At 61.8% G+C, this 13,676-nt stretch carries 16 protein-coding genes; 7 read left to right on the forward strand and 9 right to left on the reverse strand.

Features of this window, described 5'->3' with window-relative positions:
- Nucleotides 1-131: 131 nt before the first annotated feature.
- The 3 genes from WYH_RS00675 to WYH_RS00685 form a co-directional block, all read right to left on the reverse strand.
- Entirely contained in the window at nt 132-1,334 is a 1,203-nt protein-coding gene (locus WYH_RS00675; protein WP_046902298.1) for an amidohydrolase family protein, read from the reverse strand.
- Nucleotides 1,335-1,459: 125 nt separating this feature from the next.
- The gene (locus WYH_RS00680; protein WP_046904660.1) at nt 1,460-1,831 is read right to left on the reverse strand and encodes a glycine zipper 2TM domain-containing protein; all 372 of its coding nucleotides are present in this window, start codon (nt 1,829-1,831) and stop codon (nt 1,460-1,462) included.
- 211 nt (nt 1,832-2,042) lie between these two features.
- Nucleotides 2,043-2,639 carry an FMN-dependent NADH-azoreductase gene (locus WYH_RS00685; RefSeq protein ID WP_046902299.1) on the reverse strand — a complete coding sequence of 199 codons (597 nt, stop codon included), beginning with the start codon at nt 2,637-2,639 and terminating at the stop codon, nt 2,043-2,045.
- A 41-nt stretch (nt 2,640-2,680) separates the two neighbouring features.
- Here WYH_RS00685 and WYH_RS00690 point away from each other — a divergent pair, with 41 nt between their 5' ends.
- Complete coding sequence (locus WYH_RS00690; RefSeq protein WP_082347698.1) at nt 2,681-3,112, forward strand: winged helix-turn-helix transcriptional regulator; 432 nt, start codon at nt 2,681-2,683, stop codon at nt 3,110-3,112.
- A gap of 24 nt (nt 3,113-3,136) precedes the next feature.
- Here WYH_RS00690 and rlmN read toward each other — a convergent pair whose 3' ends face one another.
- The gene (gene rlmN, locus WYH_RS00695) at nt 3,137-4,393 is read right to left on the reverse strand and encodes a dual-specificity RNA methyltransferase RlmN (protein WP_046904662.1); all 1,257 of its coding nucleotides are present in this window, start codon (nt 4,391-4,393) and stop codon (nt 3,137-3,139) included.
- A gap of 282 nt (nt 4,394-4,675) precedes the next feature.
- On the opposite strand from rlmN, the gene WYH_RS00700 reads away from it, so the two are divergent.
- Complete coding sequence (locus WYH_RS00700; protein WP_046902300.1) at nt 4,676-5,335, forward strand: outer membrane protein; 660 nt, start codon at nt 4,676-4,678, stop codon at nt 5,333-5,335.
- Nucleotides 5,336-5,420: 85 nt separating this feature from the next.
- On the opposite strand, the gene WYH_RS00705 is transcribed toward WYH_RS00700, so the two are convergent.
- Complete coding sequence (locus WYH_RS00705; RefSeq protein ID WP_046902301.1) at nt 5,421-5,903, reverse strand: invasion associated locus B family protein; 483 nt, start codon at nt 5,901-5,903, stop codon at nt 5,421-5,423.
- A 179-nt stretch (nt 5,904-6,082) separates the two neighbouring features.
- Here WYH_RS00705 and WYH_RS00710 point away from each other — a divergent pair, with 179 nt between their 5' ends.
- Both WYH_RS00710 and WYH_RS00715 read left to right on the forward strand, forming a co-directional pair.
- A complete protein-coding gene (locus WYH_RS00710) occupies nt 6,083-6,718 on the forward strand; it encodes a YqiJ family protein (protein ID WP_046902302.1) in 636 nt (211 codons plus the stop codon).
- A gap of 95 nt (nt 6,719-6,813) precedes the next feature.
- Nucleotides 6,814-8,478, forward strand: a complete 1,665-nt coding sequence (locus WYH_RS00715; protein ID WP_413226742.1) for a flotillin family protein — start codon at nt 6,814-6,816, stop codon at nt 8,476-8,478.
- A 39-nt stretch (nt 8,479-8,517) separates the two neighbouring features.
- Here WYH_RS00715 and WYH_RS00720 read toward each other — a convergent pair whose 3' ends face one another.
- The 4 genes from WYH_RS00720 to WYH_RS00735 are packed head-to-tail and all read right to left on the reverse strand — an operon-like array spanning nt 8,518 to nt 11,359.
- Nucleotides 8,518-8,721, reverse strand: coding sequence for a hypothetical protein (locus WYH_RS00720; RefSeq protein WP_046902303.1), 204 nt, complete (start codon nt 8,719-8,721; stop codon nt 8,518-8,520).
- On the reverse strand, nt 8,721-8,900 hold the full coding sequence (locus tag WYH_RS00725; RefSeq protein WP_046902304.1) for a DUF4169 family protein: 180 nt from the start codon (nt 8,898-8,900) through the stop codon (nt 8,721-8,723). Before WYH_RS00725 ends, WYH_RS00720 begins: the two co-directional genes overlap by 1 nt.
- Nucleotides 8,901-8,927: 27 nt before the next feature.
- The gene (gene greB, locus WYH_RS00730) at nt 8,928-9,410 is read right to left on the reverse strand and encodes a transcription elongation factor GreB (protein WP_046902305.1); all 483 of its coding nucleotides are present in this window, start codon (nt 9,408-9,410) and stop codon (nt 8,928-8,930) included.
- 11 nt (nt 9,411-9,421) lie between these two features.
- A complete protein-coding gene (locus WYH_RS00735) occupies nt 9,422-11,359 on the reverse strand; it encodes a lytic transglycosylase domain-containing protein (RefSeq protein WP_046902306.1) in 1,938 nt (645 codons plus the stop codon).
- Nucleotides 11,360-11,464: 105 nt separating this feature from the next.
- Between WYH_RS00735 and dapA the strand changes: the two genes are divergently transcribed.
- From dapA to WYH_RS00750, 3 genes are all read left to right on the forward strand, one after another.
- Entirely contained in the window at nt 11,465-12,346 is an 882-nt protein-coding gene (dapA, locus tag WYH_RS00740) for a 4-hydroxy-tetrahydrodipicolinate synthase (RefSeq protein WP_046904664.1), read from the forward strand.
- Nucleotides 12,347-12,530: 184 nt separating this feature from the next.
- Nucleotides 12,531-13,013, forward strand: coding sequence for an SsrA-binding protein SmpB (smpB, locus tag WYH_RS00745; RefSeq protein WP_046902307.1), 483 nt, complete (start codon nt 12,531-12,533; stop codon nt 13,011-13,013).
- 94 nt (nt 13,014-13,107) lie between these two features.
- Nucleotides 13,108-13,671, forward strand: coding sequence for a DUF2062 domain-containing protein (locus tag WYH_RS00750; RefSeq protein ID WP_244877939.1), 564 nt, complete (start codon nt 13,108-13,110; stop codon nt 13,669-13,671).
- Nucleotides 13,672-13,676 lie beyond the last annotated feature (5 nt).

Below are 13,676 nucleotides of genomic sequence, written 5' to 3' on the forward strand. Positions count from 1 at the left end.
TCACCCGTTATCGTCACTGCACGTCCCTGTATCGGCTGGAGCCTGCCCATGCGTTAGCGGAGAGTGGGCCCGCACGCCAACTCCCTCGCACAGGGGCGCTATCGGGGCGTTTGTGCGGAACCGCCAATCCCTCAGGCGGCTTCGCGCTGTCCGCCAATATCCAGCCGGGCTTTCGTCGTCGCCTTTGAAAGATCCAGGCCGTAAAGCCGCGCCGCGTTCCCGCCCACGATATCGGCCACGTCCGATGGCGCCATATGGCCCATTGTTTCGTTGATCGTCCGCACGCTGTTGGGCCAGATGCTGTCCGGATGGGGGTAATCGCTGGCCCAGAGCAGATTGTGCGGCCCCCAGAATTCCAGCAGCCGCATGGCCGTGGGGCTTTGCTGGAAAGTGCCGTAAACCTGCCGCTTGAACACTTCGCTGGGCTTCATCTTGTGCGGGATGCCGCCCTTGTCGTCCCAGAATTCCTTGCATTCCCACAGCCGCCAGTGGCGATAATCAAGCTCTTCCACCACCCATGGAACCCAGCCCACGCCGCTTTCGGCGATCACGATGTTCAGCTTCGGATGGCGTTCCAGAATGCCCCAGGCGAACAGGTCCACGAAGGGATCGAGGAATTGTTCGATGAACATCTTGGCGTGGAGAAATGTCGCGCCGGGCGACCCCTTGTATTTGTCGAACGCCTTGGTCACGCCGGGGAAGACGGTGACATGGAAGCTGAGCACGATGCCCGATTGTTCGAGCAGGTCGAAGACGGGTTCCCAGCGTTTGTCTTCCAGCCGCGGTTCGGCCATTGCGATCTGCAGATTGGCCTGCCGGCAGCCGCCCCGTTCCGCGAGCCGTTTCAGCTCCGCGAATGCCGCTTCCGGATGCGGGGGCAACATGGCGACGCCGATCAGCCGTTCCGGCGCGACGGTGCAGAATTCGTCATACAGCCAGTCATTATAGGCTGAATAGCAATCCTGCATGAAGGCGGCATCATCGCTCTTGATGCTGGTTACCGGGCCGAAGACCAGATGGGCCCACACGCTGTCCCGGTCCATGTCTTCCAGCCGCAATTTCGGATTGCCGGCGCGCAATTCGCTGACATCCTCGATCCCGCCCCGGTCATAGGCCGTGTGAATGGGCTTTGGTCCACCAAAGCTGAACGGCTTGCCTGCCCACATGCCCCAATTCTGGCCATCGGCCATCCACATCGCGGGGCCGTCTCCATTTTCGACCACTTGCGGCGCGCGGTCGCCCCATTTTGCGGCCATGCGTCCGGTCCAGACATTTGCCGGCAGCATGTTGAGATCCAGATGGTCGTCGCAGGAGACAAGGGCGGTTTCGATCATGGCAGCTCTTCCCGATGCATTGTTTGCTTAGCTTGCGAAGCTTGATGGCAGGCGATCGGGGGTGCCGCAATGCAAAAGGGCGGCTCCTTGCGGAACCGCCCTGGCGTTTGCTTGCAAATCCTGGCTCAGCGGCAGCGCGCTTCGCCGCGATCGATTTCCCGCCCCAGCAGGCCACCGGCGGCGGCGCCAAGGATCGTACCCAGCGTCTTGTCGCGCCCGCCATCGATCTCGCGGCCGAGCAGGGCACCGCCTGCGGCGCCGATGATCAACCCGGTCGTGCCATTGTCCCGCTTGCAATAATAACGGCCATCATTCCCGCGCCATACGCGATCGCCGCGCTTGACGCGGCGCGGTTCCACATAGCGGCCGCGATGGTCATATTTTGCATGATGCCCGCGATGCAGGCCGCGATCATGGCGATCGCGCGAGCCGGCCTCTGCCGGCACAGCGGGGATCGCCATTGCAGTTGCGGCGGCGAGGAGCATGAAGATACGCATTGGGGTGCCTTTCCGTGTAACTTTGCGGGTCAACGCCACCATGCATTCACCGATCCCCAACCTGAGATGAACAAACGCGTTTCCGCCTTCAACTGCGGCGATTTGCGCCAATTCCGCGATGGATCGAGTGGTCGGTTCGGCCATTTGAGTCCGGGTGGGGAAGGGCAGTTTTGTCCCGCCCTTCCTTCGCACCCGGATTCAGGCGTCAGCTTCAGAGGCTGGCGATTTCGGCTTTTGCGGAATTGATCGCTTCTTCCCGCGCTTCCGGGCCGAAGCCGATCTTTTCGGCGCGGATGAAGACCGGATCGGTAATCCCGATGAAGGCGAAGAAATCGCGCATCAGAGTTTCCTGATGTTCGAAGGCGCCATCCTGCTGATATTCACCGCCACGGGTGGAGAGGACGATTACCTTCCGGCCACCAGCCAGACCTTCGGGGCCGGCTTCGGAATATTTGAAGGTGACGCCGGGCACGCCCAGGCGGTCCATCCATGCGTTGATCTGGCTCGGCACGGTGAAATTATACATCGGCGCGCCGATCACCACGATGTCGGAAGCCAGGAATTCATCCAGCACGGCGCGCTCTTCAGGAAAAACAGCCTTCATGGCGTCAGTGTGCTGGTCCTGCGGGAGACGGATCGCCCCGGTGCGGGCATCGTCGAGATGGGGCAGGGGGGCCTTGCCGTAATCGCGATCGACTATCCGGGCTTCGGGATGTTTGGACCGGAAATGATCCAGCGCGGCCTGGGTGAGAACGCGGCTGACGGAACTGTCGCCCGTCGTGGCGCTGTCGATACGGAGAATCTGCATGGCTTTCCTTCCAAGGTTACGATTGATAACTTGCAGGCCATATGGATACTGCCACCACGATCGTGCAAGAAGGCACTTCGCTGTCCGATAGTCACATGGATGTGACCATTCAGACCCATCCCGCGCGCTGTTGCCAGGCGGTGAACCAGATCCTCGCGCGCGTGGGCGATAAATGGTCGATGCAGGTGGTGATGAGCCTGTCCGAAGGATCGCTGCGCTTCAATGAATTGCGGCGCGAAATCGATGGTATTTCGCAAAGAATGCTGACGCGCACATTGCGCGGACTGGAACGGGATGGGCTGGTGAGCCGTGCCGTGACGCCCAGCGTGCCGCCGCGCGTGGATTATGCGCTTACCGAACTGGGCCGATCACTGCGTCAGCCCGTGCTTGCCCTGGGAGACTGGGCCGTTGCCAATCGCGAAGCGGTGGATGCCGCAAGGCAGGCTTTCGACCGGGAAGCGGGGGAAATCTAGGACGAGCCGGCCGGAAGCGCGCGCTCAGCCTACTTCCTGATCTGCCTCCGCCACCGCCTGAGCGGCTTCGCGATCGCGCTCTGCCCGGCTTTTCTTTTCCGCGGCGGTGCGCAGCTGGCCGCAGGCGGCGTCAATATCCCGGCCGCGGGGGGTGCGGACCGGGGCGCTGATCCCGCCTTCAAAGATGATGTCCGAAAAGCGCCTGATCCGTTCCGGCGTGGAGCAGTCATAGGGTGCGCCCGGCCAGGGGTTGAACGGGATCAGATTGACCTTGGCAGGCAGTTTGAACTGCTTGAGCAGGCGCACGAGTTCATGCGCATCCTCATCGCTGTCATTCTTGTCCTTCAGCATCACATATTCGAACGTGATGCGCCGGGCATTGGACGCGCCGGGATAGGCGGCGCAGGCTTCCAGCAATTCCTCGATGCCGAACTTCCTGTTGAGCGGCACGATCTCGTCGCGCACTTCCTTGGTCACGGCATGTAGTGAAACCGCGAGATTGACGCCAATCTCTTCCCCGCAGCGTTCCATCATCGGCACCACGCCACTGGTGGACAGTGTGATCCGGCGCTTCGACAGGGCCAGCCCTTCGCCATCCATCACCAGTTTCAATGCGTCGCGGACATTGTCGAAATTATACAGCGGTTCGCCCATGCCCATCATCACGATATTGGTCAGCAGGCGGCCATCGGCCCTGTATTCGGCAACATCCTCCTCGTCGGGAACATCCATCCGGCCCTTGGGCCATTCGCCCAGCGCATCGCGGGCCAGCATCACCTGTCCCACGATCTCGCCCGGTGTCAGATTGCGCACCAGCCGCATGGTTCCCGTATGGCAGAAACGGCAGTTCAGCGTGCAGCCGACCTGGCTGGATACGCACAGCGTGCCGCGATCCGCGTCGGGGATGAAGACCATTTCGAAATCGTGGCCGTCCGGCGTGCGCAGCAGCCATTTGCGCGTACCATCGCTGCTGTGCTGGGCTTCCACCACTTCCGGCCGGGCAATCACGAAGCGTTCCGTCAGCCAGGGGCGCATCGTCTTGGCGATGTCGGTCATGTCGGCGAAATCGGTCACGCCGCGATGATATATCCAGTGGAACACCTGCTTCGCGCGCAGCTTCGCCTGCCTGGTTTCCAAGCCTGCTTCGGCGAACAGTTCCGTTATCCGCTTCCTGGAAAGGCCCAGCAAGTCCACCCGGCCATCGGGGCGCGGCGTGATGTCACGCGCGACGGGAACCGGATCAACCTGTCCGGGAATGCTCATGAGTGCGGTATCGGCCATTATGGGGGCGCATATAGGGCGCAGCGGCGGATCATGCCAGCCATCCGGAAAACCCGCTGCGCAGCATCCGCAAAAACACGCGCGCCAGCGCGCGAAATCGCCGTCCCGCTCATTCGGTTCCCGGTTTCTGCCGCAGCGCCGCATCGCTTTGCTGCACTGCACTGTGGCAAAAAAACATCAATCTTATCGTTGTGTTACGTTCAGGAAACTTACTGCCGGGTTGCGACATTACACAGGTCCGCGGCGCGATGCCGCGCGATTGAAGTGAATGGAGTACAAGAAATGAAAAAGGGTCTCGCACTCATCGCCGCCGGTTCGATGGCAGCAATCGCCACGCCGGCTTTCGCCCAGGATTCGGATTTCTCCGGCCCCTGGATTGCAGGCATTGCCGGTTATGACATCAACAAGGCCGGCAGTTCCCAGGACGATGATCTCAACCCCGATGCCGATGAAAGCGTCGAAGGGCTGACCTATGGTGCGGCGATCGGTTACGACGTCGACATGGGCAATGTCGTTCTGGGTGCCGAAGCGGAACTGACCGATTCCACCGCCGATTCCGACTATGACAACAACTTCTCCACTTTCGGTCTCGGAACCGTGGATGCGGGCCGCGATATCTATGTGGGTGCGCGCGCCGGCTACAAGGTAACGCCCAGCACGCTGCTATATGCCAAGGGTGGTTACACCAATGCCCGTTTCAACTTCGTCGGCTCTGACGGGACGACGGATTATAACGAGCGTCTGGATACGGACGGTTTCCGCGTGGGCGCGGGTCTTGAACAGAAGTTCTCCAGCAACGCCTTCGGCCGTCTCGAATATCGCTACTCCAACTATAGCGAGGGCGAGATCGATTTCGAAGCCGAGGACATTCCCGACAGCGACCGTTTCGATATCGACACGGACCGCCATCAGATCGTGGCGAGTGTCGGCCTGCGTTTCTGAGCCAGTCATAGCCTGACATGCAGTGGGCCGGGAGGTTTGCCTTCCGGCCCATTTCATTTGCACATTGTGCGGAGGCGTAACCCGGTCAGCGGGACCGGGCGCATCCCACTTGCGCCGCATCCATGGCAGTAGCCGCCCCGGCCAGGCTGTAGGAATCGGTAAAGCGCCGGCCCGAACGATCCCTTGCCGTCACCCACATGCGGTTTTCGGCGCGCATGGCCGTGATGATCGCGGCGTCCATCGCCGTATCTTCCGCCCAGGCATCCGGTCCGCCGCCGCCGAGCCGGAAACGCCGATTGCCGATGCGCAGCGTGGCGCCGCCGCCCGAAGGGATGGACCGTGAAAGCCGGATATGGACCTGCCCCCTGATCTGGCGGCCCGGCCAGATGCCGATGGCGGCATAAGCCGGCTGATCGCGCGCTTCGCCTTCCGCCGCGCTGATCGCATAACATCGCGGTACGCCCGCATCCCGGAACGCCCCCCAGTCATCGAATATGCCAAGACTGTCCTTCGCCGAAAGCGAAGCACTGGATGCAAACAGGATCAGGGCAAGGCCAAAGCGCTTCATGGGCTTTCGCTTGCTAGCAGCGGTGCCGCATTTGGCAAATAATGCCGCGCCCCCTCCGGACGGGAACATCTGCCCGTCCTCAATCGGGGCAGGCATGGCGGCCTTGTGGAATCGCTTTGCCCGGCGGCGTTTTTCAGGGCAGGTTCGATTCCTGACGATTCCAATTGGGGGAATTGGGGATGAGTCTTCTGGCAGACCATAATCTGCCCTTCGCCGTCGCACTGATGCTGATGGTGATGCTTGCCATTCTGCAGGCTGCCGGCCTTGGAGACCTGTTTGGCGAATCCGATGTCGGCGTCGATCCGGACATGGATGCCGATGGGGATGCGGGCGTTTCGGGCGGATTGCTCAGCATCCTTGGCATAGGGCGTGTTCCTTTCCTCATCTGGTTGGCGGTCGCCCTGCTGGTCTTTGCAGCGATCGGCGTAAGCATTCAGGGGGTGGCCCATAATCTGGCCTACGGGCCGCTCGATCGCTGGCTGGCGGCCGTGCTGGCGGGCGCGGCGGCGCTGCCTGTCACTGGCGCACTGGTGCGACCGCTGGCGCGGATCCTGCCGGCGGACGAGACGAGCGCTGTCGATCTGAACAGCCTTGTCGGCCGGCGTGGCATCATCCTCAACGGAAGGGCTGCCGCCGGATATCCGGCGCGGGCACGGATCCACGACCGGCATGGGCATCCCCACCACGTGATGGTCGAACCGCATGAACCCGCTGCAGAGCTGCGGGAAGGGGAGCAGGTGCTCGTGGTCAGGCGCGATAAGGAAATATTCTATTGCGTGGCCTTGGAGGATCGCCGGCTGGAGCCCGAACGGTAACGCAATTTCGTCCGAGGGGAGAGGTAATGGGTTCGAATTTGATTGAGATCGTGATCTGGGCCGGGGCGGTATTCGCTGTCCTGCTGATCATCGGAATGATGATCGCCAAGCTCTATCGTCGGGCGAGCAAGGAAGTCGCATTCGTTCGCACGGGTGTCGGCGGAGAAAAGGTCGTGATGAACGGCGGCGCCATGGTGCTCCCGGTCTTCCATGAAACCATGCCCGTGAACATGAACACGGTCGTATTGCCGGTTGTTCGACGGGATGCAGAGGCGCTGATTACACTGGATCGCCTGCGGATCGACGTAAAGGCTGAATTCTATGTTCGCGTTCGCCCCGATGCGGGCGCCATTGCCATGGCCGCGCAGACTTTGGGCCAGCGCACCATGCATCCCGAAGCGCTGAAGGATCTGGTCGAAGGCAAGTTTGTGGACGCACTCCGGTCGGTGGCGGCGGGGATGAGCATGAACGAGCTGCATGAACAGCGCGCCGAATTCGTGCAGAAAGTTCAGCAGGTCAGTTCAAGCGACCTGGCGATGAACGGGCTGGAACTGGAATCGGTTTCGCTGACCGGCCTCGATCAGACCAGCATTGAACATTTCAACGCCAACAATGCGTTTGACGCGGAAGGCCTTACCAAGCTCACCGAACAGATCGAGGCGCGCAAGAAGCTGCGCAACGATATCGAGATGGATACGCGCGTCCAGATCGAAACCAAGAATCTCGAAGCTGACAAGCGCAGTTTCGAAATCGGCCGCGACAATGAATTCGCCCGGCTGGAACAGGAACGCGAAGTGGAGACACGCCGCGCCTCGCAAATGGCGGAAATCGCGCGCGAACAGGCGGCCCGCAACCGCGAGGCGGAGGCGGCCCGGATCGAGGCCAAACGCGAGATCGACAGTCAGCAGATCGAAGCCGATCGTTCGGTCGAAGAATCCCGGATCGCCCAGCAGCAGGCGGTCGAGATTGCCCGCCAGGAACAGCAGATTGCGGTCCAGAACAAGAGCCGGGAAGAAAGCCAGGCAAAGTCTGAAGCCGATGCGGCGCGCGCCAAGGCCGTCGCGGCCGAGGAATCAGTCGCGACTTCGCGCGATACCGAAGTTGCTGAACGCGAAAAGCGTATCGAACTGATAGAGGCGGCAAAGGCTGCGGAACGCGATGCGATCCGGATCAAGGTGCAGGCGGAGGCGGAACGCGATGCTGCCACCAACCGCGCGGAAGCCGCCAGGCTGGAAGCGCAGGGGCAGGCCGATGCGGAGAAGCTTCGCGCCGAAGCGGACCGCGTGCGCTTTGAGGTGGAAGCGGCCGGCCAGCGCGCCATCAACGAAGCGGCGAATATCCTCTCGATGGATCAGATCTCGCTGCAGACCAAGCTTGCGCTGCTGAAGGTTCTGCCAGAACTGGTGCGTGAAAGCGCGAAGCCGATGGAAGCGATCGATTCCATCAAGATCGTCCAGGTGGACGGCCTTACCCAGAAAACCGGTGCGCCCGGCGCGACCATCGGCAATGGCGGCAGCGGCAATCTTGCCAGCGATGCCGTCGCCGCGGCCCTGGCCTATCGGGCGCAGGCCCCGGTTCTGGACGGGCTGATGAAGGAACTCGGCCTCGATGGAAGTTCGCTCAGCAGTCTCGTTTCCGGTCCGGCCGGCATTTCGCCGACAATGGAAAATTCCGTGGCGGGCGGAAGCGCTGCACTGGATGAAGACGACTTGCCCGATCAGAGTGTGGGGGATGGCAATCCGGCGCCCGGGGGCGAATAGAAGACGGGCGGGGGCGCCCCGTTTTTGCCGGGGCGTCTCTCAGCTTTCGAGCAGGTCGAGATAGCTGACAACATCATTATCCGTTGCCAGATAAAGGCCGTCCTGCACGGCTTCCGGTTGCTGCGCGGCGATCCGCATGGCTTCGGATAATGGCCCGTAGAACAGCGTATTGGCGGCGCCGCCTTCGCTCGATCCGTCCAGGTGATAGAGCCGGACGCTTGCTTCGCCATAGGTTGTGCGCATCAGTCGTGATCCAGCTTCGCATTGTCGAGCGTCCGGTCAGTGCGCTCGTTCTCTTTTCGGTGAGCAAGCCTTGCGATCTTGCTTTCGCCGAATTTTGCCCGGTTTTCAGCCGATTGCCTGGCCTTTTGCGCACGGCTTCTGGCTTTTCGCGCCATGCGCAAATTGACGATTTCCGCCATGCTGCCTGTCCTTGAATGCCCGGCCGGTCAGCCGGGATAGCTGATTGCGATCACTTCCCATTCCTTCTCCCCGGCGGGGAGGCGCACGGTCCGCAGATCGCCGATGGCCGCACCGCGCAGGGCGCGGGCGATGGGCGCGCTCCATCCTATCCTGTTGGCCGAGGGATCCTGTTCGTCATCGCCAACCAGCATCAGTTCCCGTTCCTGATCGTCCTCATCCGCGATGGTGACGAGCGCCCCGAACCATACGCGCGACTGGTCCGGCTGGTCGGACGGAACGATGACCTTCGCCGCTTTCATCCGCTTTGCCAGATGCGCCAGTTCGCGATCGATCTCTCGCATTCGCTTGCGGCCATAGAGATAATCGCCATTCTCGCTGCGGTCGCCATTACCGGCTGCCCAGCTGACGATTTCCACGATTTCCGGCCGCTCTTTCCCGAGCAGATGGTCATAACGCGCCTTCAGCGCGGCCAGTCCGGCTGGCGTAATGGGATTGGAAGCTGTTTTCATGTGGTAAATGTCTAGCGCAGGAACTCGCCGAGCGTGCGCGATCGGCCCTTGGTCGCCTTGTCGGGATAAAGCGTTTCATACATCACGGCGTTTTCCAGCACGCGCTGGACGTAATTCTTCGTTTCGAAGAACGGGATCTGCTCGATCCAGTCGATCCAGGCAATGCTGCCGGTGCGCGGATCGCCGTTCTGACGCAGCCATTTGTTCACATTGCCCGGCCCGGCATTATAGGCGGCAACCGCCAGCGGATAACTGCCATAACGGGCATAGAGCCGTTCGAAATGATTGCTGCCAAGGCGGACATTATAGCCCGGATCGGCAATCAGCGAGGCTGACATATAGGTCAGTCCGGCCTTGCCGGCTTCTTCACGGGCAGTGGCGGGCATCAACTGCATCAGGCCGCGCGCGCCGGCATGGCTGATCGCATTTTCGGCAAACTGGCTTTCCTGCCGGGCGATGGCGTGAACCATTGTCCAGTCCGTGCCCTGTGGCGGCACCAGAGTGGGGAAGCCGATGCGGGTGAAGCCGCGCACGCCATCTTCTTCCGCGGAATCGAACAGGTTCACTGCCAGATCCCTGCGGCCGATCTGCCGCGCCAGTTCCGCCACCAGCATATGTTCGCCCGGCGTTTCCGCCCGGTCGGCAATGGCACGGTAGAAACGGATGCCCTGGCTCCAGGGCGCATCACGGGCAACTTCGGTGACGGCGGCGGTCAGCGGCGCGTTCATGAAGGCGCGGCGTTCTTCCTCAGTCGGCGCATAGGCCGGCCCTTCCGCGAATGCCGGCAGGCTGCGGCCAAGTTCCGCAAGGGCGAGCTGGCCATAGAAACGATCCGGGTAATCGGCCGCCATTTCGAAATAGCGCGCCGCACTATCCGTATCGCCGGCGCGCTTTGCCGCATGGCCGGCCCAGAAAAAGCCTTTCGAGCGGGTCTGCGGCGTGCGTGCCGCTGCACCATAGCGGTAGAAGAGGGGGGAAGCGTTGGCCGCATCGCCCAGTTCCCACAAGGCGCGCGTTCCGCCCAGCCACATCAGCGATGTGTAATCGTCGCGCAGTGAATATCCCTTGTCAGAAATGTCCGCATCGCTTCTGAAGCCATCGTCCACCGAAGCGGCGATACGCTGTGCCTGCCGCGCCGTGCCCAGACGTGCGACGTTCAGCAATTCCTCGACCCAGGCCGCCTGGTCGAAGGGGATCGAAGTCAGCAGCGGACGTTCCGCCAACATGGCCACGGCCTGTTGCGGCCGGCCTTCGAGCCGCAATTCACGGCTGCGATTATAGAGATATCCGGGGTCGGATAAAGCTTCCGGCGCGGAAACGGCGCCATCGCCGCCCTGCAATATGGCAAGACGCGCGGCGAAGACTGCCCGCCGATTGCCCGAAGTGCGCGGCAATTGCCGTTCGGCCGCCTCGCGGTCGCGCTGCCACAGCAGTGCATCCATCCGCGCGTCCTGATCATCCTGGGTGAAATCCTGCCCATACATCGCGAGAATCGAGGATGCCGCGGTGTCGCTCATCTCGCCGCCGCGCCATGCCTCGCGGGCAATGGCCCGCGCTTCGCCGGGGCGGCTGCCCATCAGGGCCAGCGCATAATGCGCTCTCGCATAATTGGTGACGGGCGGAAATTTGTCGAAAAAGGCGATCAGGGCGCCATTATCGACGAATTCTTCCCGCAGTCGGTTTTCAGCATAGGCCCGCAAGCGGGTCTGATCGGGAAAATCGTCATAGCGAAGCAGAAAATCGGCATAGTCGGTAAAGGACAGCTTGGAATTGCCCGATAATTCCGCCCAGCGGGATATTGCCTGAACCATGCGGCCCGGTTCCCGCGCGACAAGGCTTGCCCGTGCCTGATCCCATTCATTGCCCTGATTGGCGAGGGCCGGCGCGGATGTGGCACAGGCGGATGCAAGGAGGGCGGCGATCATTGAGGTGCGGAGCATGTGCGACATTGTGTTGACCGGCTCCTTATCAGGCGCTTAACGGGGCGCCCTCCGAAATGAATTCGCATGGGGGCTACTGCCTTCGATGTAATGGAAAAAGCGGGAGCGGCGCAAATGTTCTCTGGCTCGATTCCGGCGCTTGCCACGCCTTTCCGCGATGGTGCGGTCGATGAAGCTGCCTTCCGACGCCTGGTGGACTGGCAGATCGAAAATGGCTCAAGCGCCCTTGTCCCCTGCGGGACGACAGGCGAAGCCTCCACTCTGGATAATGACGAACATCATCGGGTGATCGGCCTGTGCGCCGAACAGGCGGCGGGCCGGGTCAAGATCATCGCCGGCTGCGGCAGCAACGATACGCAGACCGCGCTCTGGCATATCAAGGAATCGACCGCGGCAGGCGCGGATGCGGTGCTGATCGTGGCGCCTTATTACAACCGGCCGAGCCAGGAAGGTCTGCTCGCCCATTTTTCCTATCTTGCCGAACGCAGCGTCCTGCCGATCGTGCTGTATAATGTGCCGGGCCGCACGGTTACGGACATTTCACCCGATACGGTGATCGAACTGCGCCGCCGTTTTCCGGAAAAGATCGTCGCCATCAAGGACGCCAGTGGCGATCTCGCGCGGGTGACGGCCCACAGGCTGGGTGCGGGGGCGGATTTCTGCCAGCTGTCGGGCGATGATCCGCTGGCCCTTGCCGGCTATGCACTGGGGCAGGTGGGCTGCATTTCGGTGACGGCCAATGTCGCCCCGCGCCTCTGTGCCAATTTCCATGCCGCCGCGGCCGCAGGTGATTTCGACCGCGCGCGCGAATTGCATGATCGCCTGTTCCCGCTCCACCGGGCATTGTTTTCCGATGCCAGCCCTTCGCCGGTCAAATATGCGCTGGCCAGGCTGCATGACTGGCTGACCGACGAAGTTCGCCTGCCCATTGCCCCCTGCAGCCAACCCGCCCGCCAGGCAGTGGATGCCGCCTTGACAAGCGTGGGGCTGACCTAGGAGGCGCGGCACGCGCCCGATTGAAGCGAAATACTTCTTCCGATGCGGCAAGGCCGTCTGGAATGCCGTGCCCGAGAGAATTGTTCCGGCTCCAGGGCCCCTCAGCCGACCTTGAAAGGGAAACAATTAAGGTGGTCCGAGGGGCTTTCGCTTCGTGGCGGGGGATACTACATGGCCCATCCTTATGGCTCGTCCCAAACCCTCGACTTTCGACAAGCAGAAAACCGTTGCCGAGAATCGGCGTGCACGGTTCGACTATTTTATCGAGGATACGTTCGAGGCCGGGATCGCCCTGTCCGGCACTGAAGTGAAGAGCCTGCGCTTTGGCGAAGGTTCCATTACTGAAAGCTATGCCGAAATTCGCGGCGGGGAAGCATGGCTGATCAATGCCAACATTCCCGAATTCAGCCATGGCAACCGCTTCAATCACGAGCCGAAGCGGCCGCGCAAGCTGCTGCTCCATGCGCGCGAGATAGAGCGGTTTGTCGGCGCCGTGGAGCGCAAGGGCATGACGCTGGTTCCGCTCAGCATCTATTTCAATTCCAAGGGCAGGGCCAAGGTCGAACTCGCCCTGGCCAAGGGCAAGCAGACCCATGACAAACGCCAGTCGATCAAAGAACGCGACTGGAAGCGCGACAAGGCGCGCCTGATGCGCGAACGGGGATAATTTTTTCATCATTCCACCGCCGTTAAGCAGCGGTTTGTCCTTGGCGCGCTAGGGTGCACTTTCGCGCAGATGCGAAAGGTGTATGGAAGCCGCGATGGCGAGGAGAATCCGCAAATGGCTCGGGCGCAGGATGCCCAAAATGCCCACGCGGGAAGAGATGGCTGCTAACCGCTTCCTGGCGCCCATCGCTCATCGCTTTCTCAGTCCGGAACTCTGGCGGTTCACACGCCGATCGGTGCCGCGCGGTGTCGCACTGGGCCTGTTCGCCGGCTTCATCGTTCCCGTGGGCCAGATTTTCCTTGCCGCCTTTCTCGCCCTGCCGGCTCGCGCCAATATGCCGCTGGCTGCGCTGGTCACTTTCATCACCAATCCTTTTACCCTGCCGTTCTGGCTGGTCGGGGCGAACAAGGTCGGGCGTTTCGTGCTCAAGATCGATGCGGTAACGGGTGGCATGGCACAGGGCGAAATTGCCAGCGGCCGCTGGCAGCAATTCGGATGGTTCCTGCAAACTGCGGGCGTGACGGCTTTCGGCTTCATCGTGCTGTCTTTGCTTTCCGCCGCGGTCGGCTATCTCGTTTCAAGCCTGATCTGGCGGGCGGTCGTGGCGCGCCGCTGGACCCGCAGGCCGGGCCGCTTCAGCAGGTTGCCGGCGGAATAATGGGT

The organism is Croceibacterium atlanticum (assembly GCF_001008165.2).
Taxonomy (GTDB): domain Bacteria; phylum Pseudomonadota; class Alphaproteobacteria; order Sphingomonadales; family Sphingomonadaceae; genus Croceibacterium_C; species Croceibacterium_C atlanticum.